Here is a 26,639-nt window from a genome sequence, read left to right on the forward strand (position 1 = left end):
TCAGAAGCAGCACAGCTCAGAAGCACCACTGCAAATGATCAGCCTGCCGGGTTTGTTGCCTGGCAGGTCTGGTCATTTGCCGTTTGGCTGGGAATGCTTCCCTGTGCCGGGGCCTGGACGGGTTTGTCGCCGGAAGCGAAGTCCTCACCGGCGTAGAGCTGGACGCCTTCGATCCCGGTGACCTCCTGGACGCTGGTGGCCGGCAATCCGAACATTGCGGCGATATCGGCGGCGACATCCTCGAAACCGGCCTGGTAGTAGACCATGGTTTGCGCCTGGGGCTGTGCCTGCAGCCGGGTTGTCTTGGTGTAACCAGCGGCGGCCAGGGTCTCAGCGATGGCATTGCTGCGGCCCGTTACCGAGGTTCCGTTGGCAACGGATACCGGCTGGAGTGCCTTGTCGAACGATGGCTTGGCCGGCGGACTGGACGCCTCGGCAGGGGGAGTCCCACCCTGGCTGAGGTCCGCGCTGTGCTGCAGGGCCGAGAAAAGTTGTGAAGCAGCCGGTTCCGCCAAAGCCAGCCTGTTGGGATCCGAGGGCGCGGGCACGGTGGGCACAGTGATGAAGTTGACCTTCGCGGGGTCGATGTTCTTCAGGCGGTCCGCGATGGTCAGCAGCGCGGGAACCGAAGACAATCCCGTATCCACGGTGAGGTTGCTGGTCATGGTGTCGGCGATGTCCAGCACTTTCTGCGGGTTGGTCAACGTGCCCTCGGATTTGAGCTTGCGGACCAACGAGCCAAGGAAGGCCTGCTGGGCCTGGATCCGGCCCAGGTCCCCGCCGTCTGCGAAAGCGTGCCGGGTGCGCAGGAAAGCCAACGCCTGTTCTCCTTGCACTTGCGAGGTTCCCTTGGGAAGGCGCAGCCCGGAATCGGGATCGTCCACGGCGGAATTGACGCACACATCCACACCTCCCACCTTGGTGGAGAGTTCCTTGACGGCATTGAAATCCGCCATCATGAAGTGATCGATTTCCAAGCCGGTGAGCTTGTTGACGGTATCGACGGCACAGCCGATCCCGGCCTCAGCCATCGCGCTGTTTATCATCGCGTCCGTACGGGCAGCATGCTGCTGATTCGTGGCCTGGTCCTTGCATTCAGGTACGTCCACCATGAGGTCACGCGGAAAACTGATGACGTTGACGTTTTTGTTGTCCGCGGAGATATCCACCAGCATCATGACGTCCGATTGGCCGTAACCGGAGGACTGGTCCGCCGTGCCGTACTGGCTGTTCTTACCGCTGCGGGTGTCACTTCCAAGGACCAGGATCTGAAGCCGGTCCTTGCGGTCATCCACCGGCCCTTCGGTGCGGGTACCTCCGGCGCCCAGCGCACTCGTTGAGATATTGGACTGCAACCGCCACAGCCAATACCCACCGAAGCACAGCACCGCGAGCAAAACAGCGGCTGTCACAAGGACGCCGAGCCTTAGCCAGCGGCGACGCTTACGGGGTGGGGCATCGAGGCTTCCGTCAACCAGCCTGCCCTGACCGGGGTAGGCAGCAAGGGCTGGATCGGAGCGGTGGGGGTCGGGACTTTCGTGACGACCTTGCACAGGGCCGGCCTTTCCTAGGGGTCAGAAGCGGTCCATGTTACTGAGCGATTCTGGGAACTTCCCCTATCGTCCTGCCGTTCAGTTTGCGGGAATATCATGGCCTGGTGCCACCACTTGAACTCCTTGGCAGTGCCTGGCGAATGGACTGGGCAGCCCTCGCAATGATCAGCATGTTTGGCGTGCTTTACGGCCTTGGAATCAGGGCCGCCAGCAGGAACGGGCATACGTGGCCGCTCTGGCGGACACTGGCCTTCTACGTTCCGGGTCTGGGATCCATGGCCCTGCTCACCTGCGGATTTACCGGCGTTTACAGCGCCGACCTTCGCTGGGCGTTCACCGTCAAAGTCTCCCTGCTCCTGTTCGTTGTGCCCCTGCTGTTGGGCCTGGGCCGGCCCATCACCCTCGCCCGGGCGGCCTTGCCCGCCAGGGGCATCGCGGTGCTGAACAAAGTGCTGGCCCACCGTGTTGTGCGCTTCTTCAGCAATTCGCTGGTCGCCCCGCTCCTGGGTTTGGCACTCTTCTCCACCTTCCTGACCCCGGCATTCCACACATTGCGCGCTGATCCCGTGGCCGAAACGCTGTTGACGATTGGCATACCGCTGCTTGGCCTCCTGATGGCACTGCCCATCATCGAAGAAGCGGACTTCCAGCGCTCCAGCGTCTACATCACCTTGGAGTTCGTGTTCGTTTTCATCGAACTCCTCGTCGATGCCGTGCCGGGGATCCTGCTGCGCCTCAACGGTCAGGTCCTCGACCATGTCACTACCACCGGGGCCATGCTTGGGTGGTTCCCGGACCCGCTGCGCGACCAGCAATTGGCCGGGGATGCGCTGTGGTTCATCTGCGAAATCGTCGACCTGCCCCTGATCATCCTGATGTTCATCCGGTTTTCGCGGAGCGATAAACGCGAGGCACGCGGTTTCGATGAGCTCACTGACGCGCAACTGGACCAGTTGAACGCGGAGCACCTGCATCGGCGCTGAAGCCCGCGCCCAGCCCAGTAGACTGGTTCGGAAAACCAATTGAACTTTGCAGGGGAGATCCATGGCTGCGATCAACCGTGACGACGTCGCGCATCTTGCGCGTCTGGCTCACATTGAAATGAGTGCCGAAGAACTGGACAGGATGGCTGTTGAACTTGCTGTCATCGTGGATTCGGTGAAGAGCGTCAGCGAGGCTGCCGGGGATGACGTCCCGGCCACATCGCACCCGATTCCGTTGACCAACGTGTTCCGCGAAGACGTCGTGGGGCACACGTTCACGGCCGAGCAGGCATTGTCAGGCGCGCCGGATGCCTACGAGAACCGTTTCAAGGTCCCGGCAATCCTGGATGAGGACTGATCACCATGACTGAGCTGAAGAACGAACTCATCCGCCACTCCGCTGCCGATCTCGCAGCCAAGTTGGCTGCCCGCGAGGTTACCGCCGTCGAGGTGACGCAGGCGCACCTTGACCGCATTGCAGACGTCGACGGTCAGGTTAACGCGTTCCTGCACGTCAACGGCGAAGAGGCTTTGGCCGTTGCGGCCGAAGTTGACGCTGCCCGCACTGCAGGCGGTGCCGCAGCCGAGGAACTGCACGCCCTTGCCGGCGTGCCGATCGCGGTCAAGGACCTGATCGTCACCATCGGCCAGCCCACCACGGCTGGTTCGAAGATCCTCGAGGGCTGGCACAGCCCTTACGACGCCACAGTGGTCAAGAAGCTGCGCGCAGCCAAGATGCCCATCCTGGGCAAGACCAACCTGGACGAGTTCGCCATGGGTTCCTCCACGGAGCACTCCGCATTCGGCCCTACCCGCAACCCGTGGGACCTGGACCGCATCCCCGGTGGTTCGGGCGGTGGCTCCGCTGCCGCCGTCGCCGCTTTCGAAGCGCCGCTGGCGCTCGGCACCGATACCGGTGGCTCCATCCGCCAGCCCGGTGCCGTCACCGGAACCGTCGGCGTGAAGCCCACCTATGGCGCGGTCTCCCGTTACGGCGCGATCGCCATGGCGTCCTCCCTGGACCAGATCGGCCCGGTATCGCGCACGGTGCTGGACTCGGCATTGCTGCAGGAAGTCATCGGCGGCCACGATCCGTTCGACTCCACGTCACTGAAGGACCCGTTCAACAACCTTGTTGCCGCTGCCCGCGTGGGCAACGTCGCCGGCATGAAGATCGGCATCGTCAAGGAACTCCACGGCGAGGGGTACCAGGCCGGCGTCGAAAACCGGTTCAACGAGTCGCTCCAGATCCTGAAGGATGCCGGTGCGGAAATCGTCGAGGTTTCCTGCCCCAACCTGAAGTACGCCTTGGGAGCGTACTACCTGATCATGCCGTCGGAAGTCTCGTCCAACCTGGCCAAGTTCGACGGCGTCCGCTTCGGCTTGCGCGTCCTGCCCAAGGACGGTCCCATGACCATCGAACGCGTGATGGGTGCAACCCGTGCTGCCGGCTTCGGCGATGAGGTCAAGCGCCGCATCATCCTGGGTACTTACGCCCTGAGCGCCGGCTACTACGACGCCTACTATGGTTCCGCACAGAAGGTCCGCACCCTGATCCAGCGCGACTTCGATGCCGCGTTCGCCAAGGCTGATGTCCTTATTTCGCCCACGGCGCCCACCACGGCGTTCAAGCTGGGGGAGAAGCTGGATGACCCCCTGGCCATGTACCTGAACGACGTCGCCACGATTCCGGCGAACCTCGCAGGAATCCCTGGCCTGTCCTTGCCGGGCGGCCTTGCCGATGAGGACGGTTTGCCCGTCGGAATCCAGCTCCTTGCTCCTGCCCGCGAAGATGCCCGGCTCTACCGCGTGGGTGCCGTGCTCGAGTCCATCCTTGAAGAGAAGTGGGGCGGCCCGATGCTCGCGAAGGCGCCCGATCTCAAAACTGCTGCGCTTGGTTCTGCCGCAACAACCGCCGGAGGTTCCAACTAATGTCCGTCGACGCAACCCTGAGCTTCGAAGAGGCCATGGAGAAGTACGATCCCGTCCTGGGGTTTGAGGTCCACGTGGAACTCAACACCAAGACCAAGATGTTCTCCTCTGCACCCAACGTCTTCGGTGACGAGCCGAACACCAACGTCAACGAGGTCGACCTCGGCATGCCCGGCGTTCTCCCGGTGGTGAACAAGGCCGCCGTGGAGTCCTCCATCAAGATCGGCCTTGCCCTCAACTGCAAGATCGCCGAATCCTGCCGCTTCGCCCGGAAGAACTACTTCTACCCGGACACCCCCAAGAACTTCCAGACTTCCCAGTACGACGAGCCGATCGCCTACGACGGCTACCTCGACATCGAACTGGAGGACGGCACGGTTTTCCGCGTGGAAATCGAACGCGCCCACATGGAAGAGGACGCCGGCAAGCTGACCCACATGGGTGGCGCAGCTGGCCGTATCCAGGGTGCCGACTACTCGCTGGTGGACTACAACCGCTCCGGTGTGCCGCTGGTGGAGATCGTCACCAAGCCGATTGAAGGCGCTGGCAGCCGTGCTCCTGAACTGGCCAAGGCGTACGTCGCGGCAGTCCGCGAGATCGTGAAGAACCTCGGTGTTTCCGATGCCAAAATGGAACGCGGCAACGTCCGTTGCGATGCCAACGTTTCGCTTCGCCCGCACGGCCGCGAACGTTTCGGTATCCGTTCGGAAACGAAGAACGTCAACTCGTTGCGCGCCGTCGAGCACGCCGTCCGTTACGAAATCCAGCGGCACGCCGCCGTCCTGGACTCCGGCGAGCCGGTCATCCAGGAGACGCGCCACTGGCACGAGGACACGCGTTCGACGACGTCGGGCCGGCCCAAGTCCGACGCTGACGATTACCGCTACTTCCCGGAGCCTGACCTGGTTCCCGTCGTCGCCTCCCGTGAGTGGGTGGAGGAACTCCGCGCCACCCTTCCCGAGCCTCCCGCCGAACGGCGCAAGCGCCTCAAGGAAGCCTGGGGCTACTCCGACCTCGAGTTCCGCGACGTCGTGAACGCAGGTGTCATGGACTCCATTGAGGAAACCATCGCTGCCGGCGCCTCCGCCGATGTTGCCCGCAAGTGGTGGATGGGTGAGATCGTGGGCCGCGCCAAGGTGGCCGACGTCGATCCTGCCGAACTTGGTGTGACGCCGCAGGTTATCGTCGAGCTCAACAAGCTGGTCGAAGGCGGCAAGATCAACAACAAGATGGCCACCCAGGTCCTGGACGGCGTCCTCGCCGGCGAAGGAACTCCGGCGGAGATCGTTGAAAAGCGCGGCCTCGCGGTCGTGTCCGACGACGGCCCCCTTCTGGAGGCCATCGACGCCGCACTTGCAGCCCAGCCTGATGTGGCGGAGAAGATCCGCGGCGGCAAGGTCCAGGCCATCGGCGCGATTGTTGGCGGCGTCATGAAGGCCACCCGTGGCCAGGCAGATGCCGGCCGCGTACGTGAACTCATCCTGGAGAAGCTTGGCGTAGAGGGCTAACCTCCCGCCCGGCCCACCCAACCAGGTCGCAGCAGATGCCGTATTGACTGCTCATAACGGCATCTGCTGCGACCTACTTTTTTCAGGGGAGAGGCGCACAATTAACGCATGGCCACTCTTGAACCGGGCCTTCGCAAGGCCCTTCTTGCCGGCGGAATCGCCGTCGCTTTGACCGGCGCCGGTGGCGCCGCTGTGTGGGCCGGGACCCAACCCAGCCCATCGCCGTCGAACACCTCTGCCACGCCAAGCCCGTCAGCCTCAGCGAAAGCCGGAGCCAATGCGGACCGCGGACAGGCCATTCACGGCGAGCACGTCGTCAAGCAGCCGGACGGGAGCTACCGCACCGTTCTCACCCAGTCCGGCTCCATTGAATCGGTAAACGGCTCGGATGTCACCGTGAAGAGCGAGGATGGCTTCAGCCAGCGGTACGTGATCAACGCGGACACCCGGATCGCCAAGATACCCGAGGACATGTCGCAGCTCCGCAATGGCAGCGGCAGCGGTAAGCCTGCATTGCCGTCGGCTACGGCCGCCGACCTGAAAACCGGCGACAAAGTCCACATCAGCGGCATCAAGGACGGCAGCACCGTTACCGCAACGAGGATCGTCGCCGGAGAACTGCCTGCCGGCCTCAAGGGTGGACACGTGCTCATGGGCGGGCACCGCGGACACGGACCCAGGCAGGCTACAGAGCTACGGTCCTGAAACCGAGGTTCGCGCTGGCCGACTCCGGCGTGTTTGAGCTCCGCGCGGCCAGGCGGTAGCGGTTGCAGTAGGAGTCGTGGCAAAGATACGAGCCACCCCGCATGACCTTGCCCCGTCCGATCGTGGGCCCTTGCGGGTTCTCCACCGTTCCTTGTGCCAGGCACGTCCTGTAGTACTTGGGCAGGAACCAGTCGCTGCACCACTCCCACACATTCCCGCTGGTTTGGTAGAGGCCGTAGCCGTTGGGGGCAAAGGATCGCGCGGGGGCTGTGGTGAGGTAACCGTCGTCGAGGTCGTTGCGGACCGGGAAGTCGCCCTGCCAGATGTTGCAATTGTGGGCCGCCTGTCCCGGCTCGTCCTTGTGCAGTTCGTTGCCCCAGGGGTAGCGCTGCCCGGACAGTCCGCCCCGGGCTGCGTACTCCCATTCGGCTTCGGTGGGCAACCGCCGGCCGGCCCATCCGCAGTAGGCAAGGGCATCATTGTGTGAGACATGGGTCACTGGGTGGTCCGCTGCTTCGCTCCAGTGGGTAAGCGGACCGGCTGGGTGGGCCCAGTCGGCTCCGCGGACATTGAGCCACCACGGGACGTTGCCGACGCTGTTGAGGATGTCCTTCTTGTCCGCTTTGACAGCCAAGTGGAACACGGCCGACGTCCCGAAGATCTCCGACTCGGTGCGGTATCCGGTGGCATCGATGAACGCCGCGAATTCCTGGTTGGTTACGGTCGTGGCGCTGATCCTGAAGGCTGGCATCCGAACCTGGTGCACGGGGGCCTCACCGTCGGCTTCATAGCCTTCCCCAAACGGGTCGCCCATAGCGAAAATCCCCGCCGGAACCTGGACATCGCCACCGGTGGCCGCGGGGGTGGAAGGCTTCGCGTTCACCGAGACCCCGACGCCGGTGCCCGCGTCGGTGCCGCCGCCCGCCCGGGGCAGCGGCATAGACAGCTTAGGCGTTGAATGATCCCTGGCGACTGGGCCCGGGGAACAACAATCTGCCACTCCGATCTCCTTCGTTCCACGTGTTTGTGGGACGTGGCGCGGCTTCCCGCCGGGTGCCCCTCAACACATCCTACTGGCACGAGGCCGCCGTCGAAAATGATGAAAGATGATTTTTGAGCGCATTTTCCATCATGTTCTTGCAAAGGTGCGGAATGTCATTTATGGTTTGTTAAACGGTTAACGAGCGTGGTCTGAATCACATTGATGGTTTCGCTCAGCACTTGAGGAGACAGCATGAACTCGACGACGGAACAGGCTCCGGCATTGCCCGTAGCTCGCCGAGTCCCCGCCACGGCAGGCGGCAACGTGGCCACTGCCGGCGCGAAGAAGCGGAAAAGGAGCAAGGCCCCGCAGCAGAGTTTTCGATCCCGTCTTCGCCGGGACAAGCAGATGCTCCTCATGATGGTGCCAGGAGTGGTGTTCCTTCTACTCTTCTTCTACATTCCCATCCTGGGCAACGTCATCGCCTTCCAGGACTACCAGCCGTACCTGGGCATCGGAGACAGCCTGTGGGTGGGTTGGCAGAACTTCGTGGACCTTTTCGGCAACCCGGACTTCATCCATGCGTTCTGGAACACCCTGTACCTGGCGGCGTGGCAACTGGTCTTCCTGTTCCCGGTGCCGCTGGTTTTGGCATTGATCGTGGATTCGTTGGTCAGCACGCGGGTCCGGAAGGTCTTCCAGAGCATCGCGTACTTGCCCCATTTCCTTTCCTGGGTCCTGGTGATCGCCTTCTTCCAGCAGATGCTGGGCGGGGCGGGCTTCGTCAACAACCTGCTGCGCGATTGGGGCATGGAGCCCATTTCCTTCATGACCAACCCGGAAACCTTCCCCGTAATGGTGGTGGTCCAGATGATCTGGAAAGACGCCGGATGGGCCATGATCATCTTCCTCGCCGCATTGGCCAGCATCGATGCATCGCTCTATGAGGCCGCCGCCGCTGACGGTGCCGGCCGGTGGCGGAGGATGTGGCACATCACCCTGCCAGGGTTGCGGCCCGTGATCGTCCTTCTGCTGATCCTGCGCATCGGGGACATCCTCTCGGTCGGCTTCGAGCAGTTCATCCTGCAACGGGACGCAGTCGGAGCAGGCGCTGCCGAGGTGCTGGACACCTTCACCTACTACACCGGCGTAGTGGGAGGCGGGTGGAGTTCGGGCGCGGCTGCCGGCCTTGCCAAGGGCGTCGTGAGCGCCTTGTTGATCTACGGCGCCAACAAACTTGCCCATCGCTTCGGCGAAGACGGAATTTTTGCGAAGAAGCTTGGCTAGCCCTCGCGGCTGCCGCACAAGGAGAAACCCATGGCAACAACATTCTTCACCAGGAAGCCCCGGGAACTGAGCTACAACCCCAAGCGCCCGGTATGGAAGGAAAAGCCTTCCGCCCTGTATCAAACGGTCAAGGCCGTGGTCCTTATCGTGTTCAGCCTGTCCATCCTCACGCCCATCCTGCTGGTGGTTTCCACCTCCCTGGCCGACACGGAGCAACTGGTCAAGGCAGGCGGATTCGTGCTCTGGCCCGAACGCCCCACCTTGGAGGCCTACGCCACCATCTTCAAGGGCCCCATGGTCCTGCAATCCCTCGGCGTGAGCATGCTGATTACCGCAGTTGGCACCATCCTTGCGCTCTTCGTGACCATTACCATGGCCTACGCCACCAGCCGCCCGGTCCTCTTTGGCAGGCCCGTGATCCTGGCGGTACTCTTCACGCTTCTGTTTGCGCCAGGGTTGATTCCATCGTTCCTGATGATCCGCCAGCTCGGCCTGCTGGACTCCTTGTGGTCGCTGATCCTGCCGGGGATTTTCGGAGCCTTCAACTTTGTGGTGATGCGCTCGTTCTTCATGAACATTCCGGGCGAACTGATCGAAAGCGCCCGGATCGACGGCGCCAACGACTGGCAGATCCTGTGGCGGATCGTGATGCCACTGTCCAAAGCCGTGATCGCCGTCGTGGGGCTTTTCTACGCAGTGGGCTTCTGGAACTCGTTCTTCAACGCACTTCTCTACATCAACGACCACAGCAAATGGCCCATCCAGCTGTTGCTCCGAAACTTCGTGGTCCAGGGGAGCGGGGCGGCAGACCAGCTCGGAATCACCACCACACCTCCGCCGCAGTCCATCCAGATGGCGGTGGTCGTGGTGGCGCTGGTCCCCATCTTGATGGTCTATCCGTTCCTCCAAAAGCACTTCGCCAAGGGCGTCATCACTGGCGCGGTCAAAGGCTAGCCGCGGTCAAAGGCCAGCCGCGCCCGCGGGTCCAAAAACCCGCGGGCCCTAAAACAAACAAACCCCTACACATCCACAGCAAGTAACCAGAAAGGGTTATGCCATGACGAGCACTACCTCACAGGCTGGATTCAGCCGCCGCGGTTTCCTTGGCCTCGCAGGCCTGGCCGTGACCGCCGCCGGCTTGTCCGCCTGCGGTGGTGGCGGAGCCGCAAGCAACGGGGGCGCCGCTGCCTCCGCTTCGGTCAAGTTGCCCACGTACAAGGAATTCACCGGTGTGACTCCGGACCTCGCCGGCAACGCCAAGGGTCTCCAGGCCGGCTACTTCAAACTGCCCACAGCTGTGCAGTCCGTGAAGACGCCCCCGCTCAAGGGCAAGGTGACGGGCCTGACCGAGACCTTTGACACCATGAGCCCTGGACTGAAGGACAACCCCTTCTGGCAGCGGCTGAACACCAAGCTCGGTGGCGACCTGGAACTGCAGATCGCCGAAGACATCGGCGATGGCTACCCGGCAAAGTTCGCCACTGTCTTGGCCAGCAACGATCTTCCTGACATGATGTGGGTCCCGCCGAACCAGGGGATTCCCAACGTGGGGCCCATGCTTGAGGCCAAGTTCCAGGACCTCACGCCGTACCTTTCCGGCGACGCCGTCCTTGAGTACCCCAACCTGGCCGCACTTAAACCGGATTCCTGGAAGACCGCCGTCGTGAACGGCAAGATCTGGGGAGCGCCCATCCCGAGCACCCCCTTTGGCCAGGTGTACCTGGGCAACCACGATATGTGGGCCAAGGTGGGTGGCTTCGAAGCGGCCTCGGCAGATGAGTTCCTGGACAAGGCCAAGGAGCTGACCCGCCCGGGTGACCAGCAGTACGCCCTGGAGCCTGCCTACATCAACGCCCTGCACATGGTCACCGAGTGGTTTGGCGCACCGAACAGCTGGGCCGTCAACAAGGACCGCACCCTGACGCACCTGTACGAGACCGACGAATACATGGCCGGCGTCGAGTTCACCGCAAAGATGTTCGCAGCGGGCGTCTTCTACCCGGACTCCAAGGCCACGGATATCCGTGCCCGCGTCGCCAACGGCAGCGTGGCGGCCCAGGTGATTGTGGGCCCGCACGATCTCCGCAGTTACCGGTCTTTGAACAAGGACGTCCAGTTCGACATCCTGGTCCCGTTCAGTGCGGACGGCAAGGTCAAGCCCGTCTACGACATGGGTTACGGAACCGTCGGATTCACGCCGTTCAAGAAGGCCGAAGAAAGCAAGATCCGCGAACTGCTGGCCCTCATCAACTACCTCTCGGCCCCGTTTGGCACCGTGGAATACATGCAGAAGAACTTCGGTGAACTGGGGCAGGACTACACCATCGATGCTTCCGGCAACCCGGCCCGCACGGAGACCGGGACCACCAACGCGCCCGGACTGGTGTCGGCCCTGAACATCATGTCCAGCCCGGAAAACGTGCTCTTCAACCCCGGCTTCGACGACGACACCCGGTACATCAGCCAGCAGGAGGAAAAGCTGCTGGAGTTCGCCTGGCGGAACCCCACCAACGGTTCCTACTCGGACACCAATGCCAAGGTGGGTGCCAAGATCACCAAGCAACTGCGCGACAAAGTGGTGGACATCATCACCGGCAGGGCGAAGATCGACGAGCTCAAGGACGCGGTCAAGCGCTGGAAGAGCGAAGGCGGCGACAAGATGCGCGATGAGTACCAGGCCGCGTTGGACCCCAACGCGCCGGTATTCAGGAGCTAGCCTCAACAAAGCAGGGCCTCACGGCAATCAACGAACAAGCAGGGGGAATCATGGCGAAAGCAGGCAGCACGGGAGTCCGGCCCACCATCCGGATGGTGGCCGAACTGGCGGGCGTCTCCACGGCCACGGTCTCCTACGTGTTGTCCGGCCGCCGCGGTGACGGCGGACCGGGCGTTTCGGATCCGACGGCGGAGAAGGTCAAGGCCGCTGCGGAGAGGCTTGGCTACCGCCCCAACCAGGCGGCCCGCGCCATTCGAACGGGCCGCACCAACACCGTGATCCTGTCGTTGACCATGCTCTCCGATCCGTGGTCGTTGTCCGTCATCGAAGCAGTGCAGAAGGCCGCGGGCCCGCTGGGGATAACCCCGATGATCCTGGGCGACGCGGACTGGGTCAAAGTGCTCGGAACCCAGAACGCGGACGCCGTGTTCGTGGATGCTGTCCGCGAGGACCAGCGGGATGACTTGAGGAAGCTGGCAGAACGCGGAACCACCCTGGTTGTTTTCGACGAAACCCTGGACCCCGACGGTTTCGATGTTGTCCGCTCCATCGCCGGACCCGGCTGCCGCATGGCCGTGGAACATTTGCTCCACGGCCATGCGCGGCTCGCCTGCCTGACCCCTGCCACGGTCGGGGGTACCTCCGGCGGCTCGAGGTACAGGGCCTATTCCGGGGCGTTGGCAACTGCGGGCATCACGGAGCGGGAAGACTACGTAGGGCTGTTTGATGGAACCACGGCCGGCGCTTACGCCGCTGCCACACGGCTCCTCAGCATGCCGGACAGGCCAACTGCCATTTACGCCACCACGGATTACGCCGCAGTCAGTGCCATCAACGCGGCACAGCGACTTGGGCTGGAGGTCGGTGCGGACGTGGACATTATCGGTGTGGGCAACACCGTGGAAGGCGAGCGCATGTCCCCCTCGCTCAGCACTGTGGGTCCAGTGGACTTCTTCGACAAACTCGCCCGCCGGCTCCTGAAGCGGGCCACCGACCACGTTGATCCTGCCGTGCTCGACTTTCCCTGGCATCTGTTTGTGCGCGAATCGGCGCCGCACCGCAGTGCCGCCACCAGACTTTACTAAGAATCAGCAGAAGGAAATTGCACACCATGGAAAAGGATTTGAAGGTCGGCATCGTAGGTTTCGGCCTGCGTTCGGGGTTGTGGAAGCACGCTCACAAGCCCGGCCAGGGCTCCGAGGTCACCATCATCTGTGACCTCAGCGAACGCGGACGCACGGATGCTGCCGGGCGCATTCCCTCGGCCCGCGTCACCGACGACCTCGAAGAGTTGCTGTCCAGTGGCCTGGACGCAGTGCTGGTCCTGACCCCCGATAGCCAGCACGCCGCCGTCGCCGTCCGTACGCTCAAGGCGGGCATCCCCACCTTCTGCGAGAAGCCACTGGACATCACCGTCGAGGCAGCGGACCTGATCCTGCAGACAGCGTATGAGATCGGAACCCGGCTGTACGTGGGTCACAACATGCGGCACATGCCCGTTGTAGTACAGATGCGCCAACTCATCGAGGACGGCAGGATCGGCGACGTCAAGGCAATTTGGTGCCGCCACTTCGTGGGCCACGGCGGTGACTACTACTTCAAGGACTGGCACGCGCAACGGGCCAACGTCACCTCCCTCCTGCTTCAAAAAGGTGCCCACGACATCGACGTGATCCACTGGCTTGCCGGCGGGTACACCAAGCGGGTTGCCGCCGTCGGCGATCTTGCCGTGTACGGTGACGTGCCCAACCGGAGTGACAATACGGGCAAGCGCATGGGCGACTGGTTCTCCTTGGACAACTGGCCGCCTACTGAGCAGAAGGACCTGGCGGAGGTGATCGACGTCGAGGACATTTCCATGATGAACATGGTCCTGGACAACGGTGTGCTGGCTTCCTACCAGCAGTGCCATTTCACGCCGGATTACTGGCGGAACTACACCATCATCGGCACCAAGGGGCGGATCGAGAACTTCGGTGACGGGCCGGGGGAGAGCATCAACGTGTGGACTTCGCGGACTTCGGGTCGTGGCGAGCCGGACGAGGTCATCACCATCCAGGACGGCGACGGCGGCCACGGCGGCGCTGATCCGCGGCTGATCGAGGAATTCCTGCGGTTCGCATCCGACGGCGGCCGGACCCGGACGAGTCCCATTGCTGCCAGGCAGGCTGTTGCGGCCGGAGTCCTGGCGGCCGAATCGCTGCGCGGTGACGGCTCCGCGCGGGAGGTCCCGGCGCTTCCGGCCGACCTCGTGGAATACTTCGAGGCCGGCCAACCCGCCTTGGTCCGCGACTGAGCTCCGCGACTGACCTAGCGGGGTGAGGTAAGCCCGGTCATGACGGTTTGAAGTGACTCGCAAACCGTCATGACCGATTTCCGTTTGAGTGTCTCCGGACGGGCCAGGATGTCGATCTTGCGCACGGAATTTACGCCCGCCAGCGGCCGCAACACCACGCCGGCGTCCAGCACCCTGCGCGCGGTGAAGCGCGGCAAGAGCCCGATCGCGCCGCCGGCCGAAACCAGCGCGGCGACTGTGGAGTAGTCGTTGATGCGGTGAAGGACTTCGGCCGGCCTGCCGCTGACGGCCACGACGGCGGCCAGGACGTCCGCGGGGGAGTAGCCATCGCGGCTGGTCACCCAGGGTTCGTCGACGACGTCGGATGGCTCCAGTTCCTCCCGCGCAGCCAACGGGTGGTCCGCGGGTAAGGCGATATCCAGGGGCTCGTCCGCGAGCGGGATCACCGCTACCTTGTCGCCGGGCCATTGCGGGCTGTTGTCCATCCTGTGTGCCAGCACCAGGTCATACCGGGCAACCAACCCCGGGAAATCTTCCTGGGCCACGTCCTCATCGGAGAGCCGCAGCCGTGGCGACATCCCGCCGTCGGACGCTTCTCCGGACGCCAGCAGCGCCGCCAGTGGGGCGAAAAGCGCCTGCCCCGCACTGTGGAAAGCGCTCACGCTCACCGGCGCGTCGGGCGCGTCGTGGTACGCGCCAATCGCCGCCCGGGCGTCGGCCATGGCATTGACGACGGCGGCACCCGCCTCCGCGAGGACGCGCCCCGCATCGGTCAGCACCAAAGCGCGGCCCTCCTTGCGCGTCAGCGGCACGTCAACCGACCTCTGGAGCAGGGCAAGCTGCTGCGAAACCGCCGACGGAGTGACCATGAGCGTCTCGGCGACGGCCTTCACGCTCCCGAGGTCCCCGAGCTCGCGGAGCATCTGCAGCTGATGAATTTCCATTAGCAAATCCTAAATCGTTGATTGAGAAGAATCTAGTTGTGCTAAATCGTTGCCGGGGATTCAATGGAAGTCAGCAGCAGCGAAGCAGCCCCCAGCAGTGAGGAATTCCATGAAGGCTCTCTACAAATCCGGACCACACGCAGGGTTCGAACTCGTCGACCGCCCCGAGCCCGAAGCGGGTCCGTCCGACGTCAAGATCCGCGTGATGACCACGGGCATCTGCGGCACCGACCTCCACATCCAAAGCTGGGACGCCTGGGCGCAGAGCATCATCGAAACGCCCCTCATCGCCGGCCACGAGTTCTATGGCGAAGTAGTGGAAATCGGCGAGGACGTGCGGGACGTCAAGGTCGGAGACCGCGTCTCAGGCGAGGGCCACGTGGTCTGCGGAATCTGCCGCAACTGCCGTGCCGGGCGCCGCCAGATGTGCATCCACACCGTCTCCGTTGGCGTGCAACGCGATGGTGCGTTCGCCGAATACGTCGTGATCCCGGAAACGAATGTCTGGGTCCACCATGATGAATCCGTCACCCCGGAACTTGGTGCCATCTTCGATCCCTTCGGCAACGCAGTCCACACGGCGCTGAGCTTCCCGTTGGTGGGGGAGGACGTCCTCATCACAGGTGCCGGACCGATCGGCCTCATGGCAATCGCCGTCGCACGCCATGCGGGTGCGCGGAAGATCGCCATCACCGATGTGTCCGCGCCGCGCTTGGAGCTTGCCCGCCAGATGGGCGTGGACCTCGCCGTGGACGTTTCAAAGATGCGCGTCCGTGAAGCACAGCAGGAGCTGGGCATGCGCGAAGGGTTCGATATCGGCTTGGAAATGTCGGGACACCCCACGGCCCTGCCTGAGATGATCGACAACATGAACCACGGTGGACGCATCGCCATGCTGGGCCTGCCCAGCCAGTCCATCGACATCGACTGGGGCAAGGTTGTCACCCACATGCTCACGCTCAAGGGCATCTACGGCCGTGAGATGTTCGAGACCTGGTACGCCATGAGTGCCATGCTGTCCTCCAACCCGGCACTGCACCGCAGCATCTCCGCCGTCGTCACTGACAAGCTCTCCGCAGCCGACTGGGAAAAGGGCTTCGAGATTGCCCGTGCCGGAACCGGCGGCAAAGTGGTCCTTGACTGGACTGAACTCTAACCGGACCCCCGAAACTTAGGAGCACCCATGTACTCAGCCATCAAAGACCAACTGCAGGGCGAGCTGGAGGAAATCCGCAGTGCCGGCCTCTTCAAGACCGAGCGCCACATCGATTCCCCGCAGGCAAGCCACATCGCCGCAGGCCAGCTCGGCCAAGCGGCCAACAAGGTGCTGAACTTCTGCGCCAACAACTACCTGGGCCTGGCCGACCACCCGGACATCATCGCGGCCGCCAAGTCCGCCATGGACGAGCGTGGCTTCGGAATGGCGTCCGTGCGCTTCATCTGTGGAACGCAGGACCTGCACTTGGAATTGGAAGCGCGGGTTTCGCAGTTCCTTGGCACGGAGGACACCATCCTGTTCTCCAGCTGCTTCGACGCCAACGGTGGCGTGTTCGAGTCCTTGTTCGGCCCCGACGACGCCATCATCTCCGACTCCCTCAACCACGCGTCCATCATCGACGGCATCCGCCTGAGCAAGGCCAAGCGCTTCCGCTACGCCAACCAGGACATGGCAGACCTTGAAGCCAAACTCGTTGAGGCTTCGGGATCGCGGCGCAAGATCATCGTCACGGACGGCGTCTTCTCCATGGACGGTTACCTGGCACCCCTCGAGGCTATCTGCGACCTCGCCGAGAAGCACGACGCCCTGGTCATGGTGGATGATTCCCACGCCGTCGGCTTCATGGGTTCCACTGGCGCCGGCACTCCCGAACACGCCAGCGTTTCGGACCGCGTGGACATCTACACCGGCACCTTCGGCAAGGCGCTCGGCGGCGCCTCGGGTGGTTATGTGTCCGGCCGCGGCGAGATCGTTGCCATGCTGCGCCAGAAGGCCCGCCCGTACCTGTTCTCCAACTCCCTTGCCCCGGCCATCGTTGCGGCCACGATCAAGGCGATCGAGCTCGTCCAGGAATCCGGCGAACTCCGTACCCGCCTGTTCGAAAATGCTGCCCTGTTCCGCCGCCGCATGAGCGAGGAAGGCTTCGAACTCCTCGACGGCGAACACGCCATCATCCCCGTCATGTTCGGCGATGCCGTGGTGGCTGCAAAGGTTGCCGACGAAATGCTCAACAACGGCGTCTTCGTCACAGCCTTCAGCTTCCCCGTAGTGCCGAAGGGCGTGGCCCGGATCCGCGTGCAGCTTTCCGCTGCGCACAGCACGGACGACGTCGAAGCGTGCGTTCAGGCGTTCGTCAAGAGCCGCGCCGCGGTCGCCTGAGCGATCCTCTCTCACCAAACCGCCCCTTCCCGGGAACCGTCTCTCACTTGCGTCAGGAAAGTGAGAGACGGTCGGCCGGAAGGGGGTGTTTGGTGGGAGAGCGTCTGACAGGATGGATCCATGGCTTCGAATTATGACGTGGTAATCGTTGGCGGCGGTATTGCCGGGCTGTCCTTGGCGGCGGCGTTGGCTGGCAAGTGCACAGTGGCTTTGGTTGAAGCTGAGCAATCCCTGGCCTTCCACACCTCCTCGAGGTCGGCCCGGCAACTGATCCCCAGTTATGGGCCGCCGGTGGTGCAGGAGCTGACCGTGCGAACGCTGGAATTGTTGGCAGCCCGCGACGCCCAGGCGACGGAGCCCATACTGACCCGGCGGGGTTTCATGCTGGTGGGCGACGAAGAAAGAGTCCAAGCCGAAGCCAGCGGAAACATGCACCGGATCAGCCATGCCGAAGCAATGGAGCTCTGCCCGGCCCTCAACCCGGATTCCTTCACGGCGGCGGGACTGGATAACGGCTCGTTCGGCTGTAATGCACCGCTGCTTCTGGAGGAGCATCGGCAGAGCGCCGTTGCGGCCGGAGCGGACATCATCACCGGGGCCAAAGTCCACTCGGCCCAGCGTTTGGGAAGTGGCTGGCAGGTGGGCGCGGGCACGGAAGGGTTCCAGTCCGGCGTCGTCGTTAATGCCGCCGGGGCGTGGGCGGACGAACTGGCCGTCATCAGCGGCGTGGAGAAGCTCGGCCTCCAGCCGTTCCGACGGACTGCCGCGATCGTGAATGTGGAGAAGCCGCTGCCACCGGAAACACCCATGGTGTGCGCGGCCGATGATTCCTTCTACTTCCGCCCCGAAGGAAACCAGGTGCTGATTTCGCCGTCGGAGCACGTGCCCAGCGGACCAGAGGACGCCAAGCCGCACCCCGGGGACGTCGGGAAACTGATCGCCAATCTCAATAACGTGACAACCTTGGGCATCCACTCCGTGGAGCGGGCCTGGACGGGCTTGCGGACCGAGGCCGCGGACGGCATCCCGGTGGTGGGATTCGACGCCGAAGCGCCCGGCTTCTTCTGGCTGGCCGGTCAGGGAGGGTACGGTTTCCAGACGTCCTCAGCCATCGCCGAGCTCGCTGCTGCCCTCATCCTCGGCGCAGTTGAGGCGGAGAGTCCGGAATCCCGGACAGTGGAGCAGCTTGCGGCCGCCCGCTGGTCCATTCGGCGCTGAACAATAGGCATATGAGCGGAACCACACCTGCCAGCACACTCATCACCAACATCGGCGAACTGATGACCCAGGACCTGGAGCACCGGGTCCTCAAGGATGCGGCCATTGTCTTCGAAGGCGAGCGCATTTCCTGGATCGGGCCAAGCCACGATGCTCCGTCCGCCGATGAAATGCTCGACGCCGAAGGCCGCGCCGTCCTGCCTGGCTGGGTCGATTCGCATTCGCACCTTGTCTTCGCCGGGGACCGCACAGCGGAATTCGAGGCACGCATGGCGGGGCAGAGCTACAGCGCGGGCGGCATCGCCGTCACCACCGGCGCCACACGCAGCGTCAGCGACGACGAACTCACCGCCCTGGTTCGGGGCCGCGTGGAGGAAGCGGTCTCGCAGGGGACCACCTACCTCGAGAGCAAGACCGGCTATGGGCTGGACGTGGAAAACGAGGCCCGCAGCGCCCGGATCGCTGCAGCAGAAGTCGATGAGGTGACCTACCTCGGCGCGCACCTGGTCCCGGCCGGCGCGGACCCCGAGGAGTACACGGATCTGGTCTGCGGCGCCATGCTCGACGCCGTCCTCCCTCATGTCCGCTGGGCGGATGTCTTTTGTGAGCGCGGTGCTTTTACGGAGGACCAGTCGCGCCGCGTCCTGACGGCGGCCCGCGACGCCGGCCTGGGTTTGAGGGTTCACGGCAACCAACTTGGCGAAGGACCCGGGGTGGCCCTGGCTGTGGAGTTCGGCGCAGCGAGCGTGGATCACGTGAACTACCTTTCGGACCTCGATGTAAAAGCGCTCGCGGAAACGTGGGCCGGCTGGGATGCCTCCACCGGGAGCGGCACAAAGGGCACTGTGGCCACCTGCCTTCCCGCATGCGACCTCTCCACCCGCCAGCCGCTGGCGCCGGGCCGCGAGTTGATCGACGCCGGCGTCCAGATCGCGCTGGCGGCCAACTGCAACCCCGGCACCTCGTACACCAGTTCCATGGCTTTCTGCGTCACTACGGCCGTACTCCAGATGCATTTGAGCGTCCATGAGGCCGTCCGCGCGGCGACGTACGGCGGCGCCTTGGCGCTGGGCCGGGAGTCCGGGAACGACGTCGACGGCGAGCGGGCGGTGGGTTCGCTCGCCGTCGGGCATCGGGCGGACCTGCACATGCTCAAGGCGCCGTCAGCCACGCACCTGGCGTACCGTCCGGGCATTCCGCTGACCCATTCGGTGTGGCGCGCGGGTGTTCGCTCGGTCTAGTTAATGCAACGCGGGGTCACTTATGGCCGGAAATCCCCTTGGGGATGGGCCAGAAGTGACCCCGCGTTGCTTTAGGCGCAGGTGAACTTGGCGTCGGCCCAGTCAGCATGGTCGTTGCCATTTCCGTCACCGGAATCGTTGGCCACAAGTTCCACATACTGCGCTCCCGTAACGTCCACGGTGAGCGGCAGGGGAGCGCTGGTGGGCCCCAGCACGGGCGTGGTCACTTTCGCCGTTCCATCGGAAAGCACGGAGAATTTGACGCTGCCGCGGGTTGTTTGTGCGTCGTCGATCCCCACGGTGGCCGTGAAGGTGCTGCAGCGGCCACCCAGGAAGTACCGGACGGTGCTGTTTGCGTGGGCCCCGAGTCCCTTGGCGTAGACCCTGCCGTTGAGCGTCAAGGGCTTGCCATCACCCGCTCCCTGCTCACCGTTGGACAGGTCCTTCTCCACCGGCCCCCAGCCGTTGGTGGCGCTGACCCACGGGTGGTCGCTGGCGAACACTGTGGCCTGCGGCGGTTTGGGGAGTGTCCGGACAGCGGTGGTGGTGCTGATGCTGCGGGATCCTGTCGGGTTGGTTGTGGTGGTGTAGCCGGCGTTGGCGGTGATGGGATAGCCGCCGTCGGCGGTTGCCGGTGCGGTGACCTTCCACGTAGTGGTCAGGGTTCCGCCTGCGGGCAGCGTCGCAGCCGTTGCGGGCGTGGACGGTGTTGCCGTCCATCCTTCAGGAAGCTCCAGTGCAACGGCCAGTCCGCTGATGGTGGCCGGTTCGTCGGAAACAAACGTGGTCACGAAATCCTGCGCTTTGCCCTGCTGGACTACATCGCCCTGAAGTACTGCCGAGAGCTGTGCACAGGCCGGGACAGCGTCAGAGGCGCCGAGATCCTCCACCAGGAAGTTGTCCAGCGTGAAGTCCGAGCCGTTGGCACTGCCCGTGCGCTGCAACCCCACGAAGTAGTCCCCGCAGAAGCCGGTATCAACGATCTGCTCGAACCGCGTGGTGGAGGTTTTCGCGTCGATGGCTTGGCTGCCCGTCACGGCGGGACCTGCCTGCGAGTCATAGCCGGAAACCCAGGCGTACTGCCCGGCCTTGGAGTTCTGGTAGTCGAAGGACACCTTGTACTTGTGTCCCGCCTGGAACGGCACAGTCGCCTCGGTGGTGCGGTACACCATGCCCGGTCCGCCGTCTGGGCCGAGGTTTTCGTCGTGGGCGATCAGTGACCAGGTGCCGTCCAGTACTTCGTCGATCACGTTGGCGTCCCAGCCCTTCTGGGTGAAGGGTTCGCGCCGTTCGGTGATGTGCGTACGCGGGTCGGTGGAGCCGCCGGCATCGCCCTTGACGAAGGGTCCCCAGCCTTGGTCCACGTTCTCGAAGTCTTCGCTGAGCACGCCGGTGGTGGCCACACGGGTGGTTTTCACCGCCCGGAAGTCGTCCACGCGTACTGTGGCATCGCCGTCGGCCGCTTTGAGGGAAACGGTGGCTTTCGTGTTGTTCCGCGGCACGTCCACCAGGACCCTTACCCGCTGGAACGCCGTACCGTGCTTCTCGTCGCCGGCCACGTAGTTTTCGGCGTTGGACGAATCGATGGTGGTGCTTTCGGCCTTGCCGTTGATGTCAACGGAGAGGGTGGTTGGCCGGGTCTTGCCTGGTTGGATTTCCACCCACGCGCTGACGGCTTGCGTTCCGGCGTCGAGCTTTACTTCCTGGCTGATGGACGACGCCGTTGCCCCCAGCTCGGCGAAGCGGCGGCCTTTGTCGTCGCGGACCTGGGTGACGCTGCCGGCAGGGTTCCAGGGGGTGAGATCGGCGCCGTTGAAGCCGGGATCGTTGAAGGCGGTGCCTTCGCCGAAGTCGGCGTTTTTCGGGAGCGCACTGTTCTTGGAAGTGAGGACGTAGGGCTGATTGGCATCGGCGGTGACGGTGATCTGTCCGTTGACTACGGGGAGATCCGCGACCTTGACGCGTCCGTTGTCCGTCAGCTTGAACAGCTCAACAGAGCCCGCCTTGGCGAATTCCTTCGTGAGGGTCCAGGTGCTGGTGCCGCCTGCGGGGTTGTAGTGGTAGAGCTTGTCCAACGTCCCGTTTTCCTTGGAGGACCAGGGAAGCAGATACGTCCCGCCTTGCAACACGGATGTTCCGCCCACCGTGATGTTGCGTTCTTCGGCGCTGTTTCCGGTGACGGACACGCCATCGGCGAGGTCGATCCGTTCAGGGGTCCACTTGGTGATCTGGTGGTGCTGAAGGAACTTGGCCGGCAGGTTGGCTGTCCACACGTTCTCGCTGAACGCGTTGAAGTCGTTCTGGCCGGTCCAGCCTTCGAACTCCACGATATGGCTCACGCCGAGCTTGGGGTCCGGGTTCCAGACGTCCGATTGGGTGTTGTTGATGAAGCGCAGAATCTGCGAGTTGATGCCCTTGTTGGTGGAACCACCGTACTTTTCATCGTTGGCCCAGTGCGACCACGTGTTGTTCCGGGACAAGTGGTCAGCCCATTCGGAGCCAACCCGGAAGCCGTTCTTGACGAGCTCCTGCTGCAGGCGTTCGGCGAGCCAGCCGAACTCGTAATACACGTCAACGTAGACGAAGTCCAGGTTCTTGTCCGTGGCCTCGCGCAGTTCCTTGATGCGCTGGGCGAGTTTGCCCGAATTGATGTCCGCGCGCTGGTTGATGTAGTACGACTGGTCCAACCAGTTCCAACCAAGGCCTTTGTCGGCCCGCAGGAGGTCTTCGCTGAAGGACTTGGCCTCAGGATAGATTTCGGTGGCGTTGATGTGGACGCCGAAGCTGGCGTTCCAGTCCTTGCCCTCCTTGACCAGCTTGTTGAGGTCTTCCAGGCCGCCGGCACGGGTGTTGAAGTTGTTGCCGTAGTCCGTATTGGCTGAGTCGTGGCCCTCGCTGGTGTAGCCCTTGAGCATGGCCACCTGGCCCAGCCCATCGGTGGCCAGGGCTATCCGTTTGACGTCGTCCAGAGTCCGCAGGAACGGGTGTGTTGCCTGGGACGCAAAGTTGAACGGGATGTGGGTGATCACGTTATCCGGGGTCTGCTCGCCCTTGTTGGGGCTGACCTGGATGGAGCGCATGGCGATTGCCGCGTCCTGCCAGTCCACGCCGCCGTCGGCGTTCGCGTCAGAGGTGATGGCGACGCGTGTCCAGGGAAGTTCCTCGGTGGTGGCAGAGCCTTCGGCGCGGTAGAGCCACTGGCCGCTGGCGAGTCCCATGGACACGCCACCGGCACCGTCGCTGACCGCCTGGCGCCAAAAGCGCCCCCGGTCCTTGGCGCCGGGACCCGAAGAGGTGTCGTAAAGGGCATTGGATTCGACGGCGGCACCCAACGCTGCCGTGTTGGCCAGGGCGTAGGCCGAACTCTTGGCAGTGGCGTCCAACGGAGTCGCACCAGTGATCGGCGTGAATTGGTCTCCCGTCACGCCTCGGTCGACGGACAGATTGGCCGTGGACACTTGGGCGCCGGGCTGCGTGGAACCCACAGTGACCAGGTTCAGGCGGGGGAGTTGCAAGGTCCTAACGAGGTGGTCTGCTGTGTCCTTGATCTCCGTGACGTTGAAGGAGACCACATTCTTTTTGACGGAGAGCCGTGCCTTGATCACGGTGTTGCCGAAGTCGGGCACCGTGAGGACGTAGTCCCGTGCGTCCCTTCCGGAGGCGGTGGACGTTCCGCTGACGCCGAACTCCACTCCGTTGAGGGTGATGGTGTTCAACCTCGTTGTGGTGCCGTCGAGGCGGGCCCCGGTGGCGGTGTCGGTGTAGCCAAGGACTTGGGGGAACGTGGTGGCTACATCCACGCGGAGCGCACCGGATGTGAGGGTGGCGGTGTCACTGGCGGTGACGACGTCTGCCGGTTGGGTAAGGGGGACTGCGTTGGCGGGTTCGATGGCCAGCAGTCCAAGCGAGGACGAAGCTACGACGCATGCCAAACTCAGCGAGGCAAGGCGTCCTGGGGATGTAGGGCGGGGCATGATGCTCCTTATTGATTATTTCGAGTGAGTAATAATCACTTTCTTGCGGACTCCTCCAACCCTGCTGTACGAACAGGAAGTTGACAAGAGTTAACAGGTAGTTAACTTAAAAGCACATGCAAGAACATGATTGAGGCGGAGCCGCGGCTCTGCCTGCCGCGAGCGGCAAACGCGCAGTCTTCTCCAGTAGATGATCCTTGTTAGATCGAAAATGATCGTTTAGTGTTTCTATAGATCAAGAAACGTCATTACATGAGCGGGAGCAGAACACAATGAGCGAGAACACACTGGGTGCCTTCATGGAGGAAGAGCTGCTCTCCCAACCGGACGTGTGGCAGCGCGCCGTTGACCAGGCCCGCAGCGAGCAATTGCTTCCCGCTGACGGCCAACGCATCGCCGTCTTTGGCTGCGGCACTTCCTGGTTCATGGCCCAGAGCTACGCCGCTGCGCGCGAGTCCGCGGGTAAGGGCGTCACGGACGCGTTCGCCGCGTCCGAAGCTTTCCTGAACAACAACAGCGCTGACCGCCAGTATGACGCCGTTGTGGCCATCACGCGATCGGGAACCACCACTGAGGTACTTGAGATCCTGGCCGCGTTGAAGGGGATCGTTCCCACTGTTGCAATCATTGGCGACACAACCTCGCCCATCATCGAACTGGCAGATACCGTCATTGGCCTCCAGTACGCGGACGAGCGCTCCGTGGTGCAGACCCGGTTCGCCACCACCGCCTTGGTATACCTGTTGGCCAGCCTTGGCGTGGATTTGCGCCAAGCCATCGACGATGCCCGTGAAGCGGTAAGCGCGCCGGTCTCCCAGGAGCTCCTTGACGCTGAGCAGTTCACTTTCCTGGGCACCGGCTGGACCGTGGGGCTGGCCCACGAAGCCGGCCTGAAAATGCGTGAGGCTGTCCAGGGGTGGACCGAGTCCTACCCCGCCATGGAATACCGCCACGGCCCCATCTCCATTGCCGCCCCCGGCAGGGTCACGTGGTTGTTCGGTGCCCAGCCCGAGGGCCTGGACCAGGACATGGCAGCCACCGGCGCCCTCTACCTCCACACGGACAAGCACCCCCTGGCCGAGCTTGCCCGGGTCCACAAAGTGACGCTCGAACGTGCGCGCGTCCGTGGCTTGAATCCGGATCTGCCGCGCAACCTGACCCGTTCGGTCATTCTCGACGCATCCGCCTAGGTACCTGCCATGGTTCTCGGAGCCGCAGAGTCACCAGTGCTCTCGTTCGACGTTGGCGGGACGGACATCAAGGCCGGCTTGGTGGATGCGAAGGGAGTGGTTTTGGGGATGCGGCGCGTTCCCACGCCCTTGGATCCGGCGCGCCCCGGCGAGGCCGTGGTGGAACGCCTGGTTGAGCTCGCCATGGAGTTGGCCGCAGAGTTCCCTGCCACTCCCGCCAAGGCTGCGGGCATCATCGTCCCCGGCATCGTTGACTCAATGGCGGGCATCGGCGTCTACTCTGCCAACCTCGGATGGCGGAACTTTCCCTTCACAGCGGAAGCCGAAAAACGGCTCGGCATTCCGGTGGCCTTCGACCACGACGTCCGCTCCGCCGCTGCCGTTGAGCACGCACTGGGTGGCTCGAAAGAGTTCAGCGAAGTGGTGGTCATGGTGGTGGGCACGGGAATCGCCGCTGCGGTCTTCTCCGGCGGCAAGGCTGTGACTGCGGGCGGCTTCGCCGGGGAACTGGGCCATGCCCAGGTCCCGGACCCCGACGCCGGTCCCCGGAGTACTGCGGCCACCATCCTGGAAGCTGTTGGCTCAGCAGGCGGCATCGCCAAGCGCTACCAGCGGGCCTCGGGAACCCCGGTGCCGGGAGCGCGTGAGGTCCTGGCCCTTGCAGCTTCGGGAGATTCAACGGCGCAACGAATATGGGCAGAGGCCGTGGACGCCCTTGCCTTCACCATCTGCCAATGCGTCAACATCATCGGCACCGAAGCCGTAGTGATCGGGGGAGGGCTTGCCGAAGCCGGCGACGAGCTTCTGGATCCCCTCCGCGCCAGGGTGGACCAGATCCTGGACTTCCAACGGCGCCCACGGCTGATCCGTGCCCAATTGGGCCAGGACGCCGGCCTGCTTGGCGCTGCCCTCAATGCACGCGCCCTCCTGGGAGCCGGACAATGAAGCGAGCCAACGTGAACCGCATCATCACTGTCACCCCGAACCCTGCCATCGACATGACCTACACGGTCCGCGGTATCACCGAGGGCGCGAGCCACAGGGTTCCCACCCCCATAAGCCGCGCTGGCGGCAAAGGCATCAACGTAGCCCGGGTTACGCACCAGCTCGGCTACCCGGTCCTCGCCATAGCGCCCACGGGCGGCGCGGCTGGCCAGACGCTGGCCGCCGAACTGTGGACCAGCGGCGTCCCGCACATCCTGGTGGGGGTAGCGGCAGAAACGCGCCGCAGCATTGCGCTGGTGGATACGGTGGGCGGCGAAACCTCGATTTTTAACGAGGAAGGCCAGGCGCTGCTCCCCGACGAATGGCGCTCGCTCAGGACCGCTATCAGCGAAGCCGTCACCGGAAACCGGAACCTGCCAGCCTCCGTGCTGGTTGGTTCGGGCAGCCTGCCGCCCGGCGCTCCCGCCGACTTCTACCCGGAACTCGTGCGTTTGGCCCACGACGCCGGCGTCCCCGCCATCATCGACACGTCCGGTCCCGGGATCATCGCCGCTGCCAAGGCCGGCGCCGACATCCTCAAGCCCAACCACCATGAACTGGCAGAAGCCACGGGGGAGTCCAGCATTGAAGCGGCGGCACTCTCACTGCTGGATATGGGCGCCCGCACCGTGCTGGTCAGCGCGGGCGCAGACGGCATGCTCGCCTTCGACCACGCCGCCCCGGGCGGCTACTGGAGCGCGCGCCTGCCCGAATCGCTCAGCGGCAACCCCACAGGGGCGGGCGACGCC

The 26,639-nt window shown here is 63.7% G+C and carries 21 protein-coding genes; 17 read left to right on the forward strand and 4 right to left on the reverse strand.

Going from position 1 to position 26,639, the window contains the following annotated elements:
• Nucleotides 1-38 precede the first annotated feature (38 nt).
• The gene (locus tag PJL15_RS16555) at nucleotides 39-1,553 is read right to left on the reverse strand and encodes an LCP family protein (protein WP_281452237.1); all 1,515 of its coding nucleotides are present in this window, start codon (nucleotides 1,551-1,553) and stop codon (nucleotides 39-41) included.
• Nucleotides 1,554-1,657: 104 nt separating this feature from the next.
• On the opposite strand from PJL15_RS16555, the gene PJL15_RS16560 reads away from it, so the two are divergent.
• The 5 genes from PJL15_RS16560 (at nucleotide 1,658) to PJL15_RS16580 (ending at nucleotide 6,681) form a co-directional block, all read left to right on the forward strand.
• Entirely contained in the window at nucleotides 1,658-2,536 is an 879-nt protein-coding gene (locus PJL15_RS16560; RefSeq protein WP_281452238.1) for a cytochrome c oxidase assembly protein, read from the forward strand.
• A gap of 61 nt (nucleotides 2,537-2,597) precedes the next feature.
• On the forward strand, nucleotides 2,598-2,894 hold the full coding sequence (gene gatC, locus PJL15_RS16565; RefSeq protein WP_144662020.1) for an Asp-tRNA(Asn)/Glu-tRNA(Gln) amidotransferase subunit GatC: 297 nt from the start codon (nucleotides 2,598-2,600) through the stop codon (nucleotides 2,892-2,894).
• Nucleotides 2,895-2,899: 5 nt separating this feature from the next.
• Complete coding sequence (gene gatA / locus PJL15_RS16570; RefSeq protein ID WP_281452239.1) at nucleotides 2,900-4,468, forward strand: Asp-tRNA(Asn)/Glu-tRNA(Gln) amidotransferase subunit GatA; 1,569 nt, start codon at nucleotides 2,900-2,902, stop codon at nucleotides 4,466-4,468.
• A complete protein-coding gene (gene gatB, locus PJL15_RS16575) occupies nucleotides 4,468-5,976 on the forward strand; it encodes an Asp-tRNA(Asn)/Glu-tRNA(Gln) amidotransferase subunit GatB (protein WP_281452240.1) in 1,509 nt (502 codons plus the stop codon). Before gatA ends, gatB begins: the two co-directional genes overlap by 1 nt.
• Nucleotides 5,977-6,084: 108 nt before the next feature.
• Nucleotides 6,085-6,681: a DUF5666 domain-containing protein gene (locus PJL15_RS16580; RefSeq protein ID WP_281452241.1), complete on the forward strand. Its 597-nt coding sequence runs from the start codon at nucleotides 6,085-6,087 to the stop codon at nucleotides 6,679-6,681.
• On the opposite strand, the gene PJL15_RS16585 is transcribed toward PJL15_RS16580, so the two are convergent.
• Nucleotides 6,662-7,621 carry a formylglycine-generating enzyme family protein gene (locus PJL15_RS16585; protein ID WP_281452242.1) on the reverse strand — a complete coding sequence of 320 codons (960 nt, stop codon included), beginning with the start codon at nucleotides 7,619-7,621 and terminating at the stop codon, nucleotides 6,662-6,664. The genes PJL15_RS16580 and PJL15_RS16585 overlap by 20 nt on opposite strands.
• Nucleotides 7,622-7,915: 294 nt before the next feature.
• Between PJL15_RS16585 and PJL15_RS16590 the strand changes: the two genes are divergently transcribed.
• From PJL15_RS16590 to PJL15_RS16610, 5 genes are all read left to right on the forward strand, one after another.
• On the forward strand, nucleotides 7,916-8,950 hold the full coding sequence (locus PJL15_RS16590) for an ABC transporter permease (protein ID WP_281452243.1): 1,035 nt from the start codon (nucleotides 7,916-7,918) through the stop codon (nucleotides 8,948-8,950).
• Between the two features lie 30 nt (nucleotides 8,951-8,980).
• Nucleotides 8,981-9,904, forward strand: coding sequence for a carbohydrate ABC transporter permease (locus PJL15_RS16595; RefSeq protein WP_281452244.1), 924 nt, complete (start codon nucleotides 8,981-8,983; stop codon nucleotides 9,902-9,904).
• Nucleotides 9,905-10,007: 103 nt separating this feature from the next.
• Complete coding sequence (locus tag PJL15_RS16600; RefSeq protein ID WP_281452245.1) at nucleotides 10,008-11,666, forward strand: sugar ABC transporter substrate-binding protein; 1,659 nt, start codon at nucleotides 10,008-10,010, stop codon at nucleotides 11,664-11,666.
• A 50-nt stretch (nucleotides 11,667-11,716) separates the two neighbouring features.
• On the forward strand, nucleotides 11,717-12,751 hold the full coding sequence (locus PJL15_RS16605) for a LacI family DNA-binding transcriptional regulator (protein WP_281452246.1): 1,035 nt from the start codon (nucleotides 11,717-11,719) through the stop codon (nucleotides 12,749-12,751).
• 26 nt (nucleotides 12,752-12,777) lie between these two features.
• Nucleotides 12,778-13,962, forward strand: a complete 1,185-nt coding sequence (locus tag PJL15_RS16610) for a Gfo/Idh/MocA family protein (protein WP_432443831.1) — start codon at nucleotides 12,778-12,780, stop codon at nucleotides 13,960-13,962.
• Nucleotides 13,963-13,976: 14 nt separating this feature from the next.
• Here the strand turns inward: PJL15_RS16610 and PJL15_RS16615 are convergent, their stop codons facing one another.
• Complete coding sequence (locus PJL15_RS16615; RefSeq protein WP_281452248.1) at nucleotides 13,977-14,906, reverse strand: LysR family transcriptional regulator; 930 nt, start codon at nucleotides 14,904-14,906, stop codon at nucleotides 13,977-13,979.
• Between the two features lie 109 nt (nucleotides 14,907-15,015).
• Here PJL15_RS16615 and tdh point away from each other — a divergent pair, with 109 nt between their 5' ends.
• The 4 genes from tdh to hutI all read left to right on the forward strand — a co-directional run bounded on the left by tdh (nucleotide 15,016) and on the right by hutI (nucleotide 19,742).
• Nucleotides 15,016-16,062, forward strand: coding sequence for an L-threonine 3-dehydrogenase (gene tdh / locus PJL15_RS16620; protein ID WP_281452249.1), 1,047 nt, complete (start codon nucleotides 15,016-15,018; stop codon nucleotides 16,060-16,062).
• Between the two features lie 27 nt (nucleotides 16,063-16,089).
• Nucleotides 16,090-17,283: a glycine C-acetyltransferase gene (locus tag PJL15_RS16625; protein ID WP_281452250.1), complete on the forward strand. Its 1,194-nt coding sequence runs from the start codon at nucleotides 16,090-16,092 to the stop codon at nucleotides 17,281-17,283.
• 120 nt (nucleotides 17,284-17,403) lie between these two features.
• Nucleotides 17,404-18,501: an NAD(P)/FAD-dependent oxidoreductase gene (locus PJL15_RS16630; RefSeq protein ID WP_281452251.1), complete on the forward strand. Its 1,098-nt coding sequence runs from the start codon at nucleotides 17,404-17,406 to the stop codon at nucleotides 18,499-18,501.
• Between the two features lie 11 nt (nucleotides 18,502-18,512).
• Nucleotides 18,513-19,742 (forward strand): imidazolonepropionase, encoded by a 1,230-nt coding sequence (gene hutI / locus PJL15_RS16635; protein WP_281452252.1) that lies wholly within the window; start codon nucleotides 18,513-18,515, stop codon nucleotides 19,740-19,742.
• A 71-nt stretch (nucleotides 19,743-19,813) separates the two neighbouring features.
• On the opposite strand, the gene PJL15_RS16640 is transcribed toward hutI, so the two are convergent.
• Nucleotides 19,814-23,716 (reverse strand): endo-alpha-N-acetylgalactosaminidase family protein, encoded by a 3,903-nt coding sequence (locus PJL15_RS16640; RefSeq protein WP_281452253.1) that lies wholly within the window; start codon nucleotides 23,714-23,716, stop codon nucleotides 19,814-19,816.
• Between the two features lie 272 nt (nucleotides 23,717-23,988).
• Here PJL15_RS16640 and PJL15_RS16645 point away from each other — a divergent pair, with 272 nt between their 5' ends.
• From PJL15_RS16645 to PJL15_RS16655, 3 genes are all read left to right on the forward strand, one after another.
• Nucleotides 23,989-24,906 carry an SIS domain-containing protein gene (locus PJL15_RS16645; protein WP_281452254.1) on the forward strand — a complete coding sequence of 306 codons (918 nt, stop codon included), beginning with the start codon at nucleotides 23,989-23,991 and terminating at the stop codon, nucleotides 24,904-24,906.
• Nucleotides 24,907-24,915: 9 nt separating this feature from the next.
• The gene (locus tag PJL15_RS16650; protein ID WP_281452255.1) at nucleotides 24,916-25,851 is read left to right on the forward strand and encodes an ROK family protein; all 936 of its coding nucleotides are present in this window, start codon (nucleotides 24,916-24,918) and stop codon (nucleotides 25,849-25,851) included.
• The coding region (locus PJL15_RS16655; RefSeq protein WP_281452256.1) for a 1-phosphofructokinase family hexose kinase at nucleotides 25,848-26,639 on the forward strand (792 nt) is incomplete at its 3' end. The genes PJL15_RS16650 and PJL15_RS16655, both read left to right, overlap by 4 nt.

Source organism: Paenarthrobacter nitroguajacolicus, from assembly GCF_029952445.1.
GTDB lineage: Bacteria > Actinomycetota > Actinomycetes > Actinomycetales > Micrococcaceae > Arthrobacter > Arthrobacter nitroguajacolicus_B.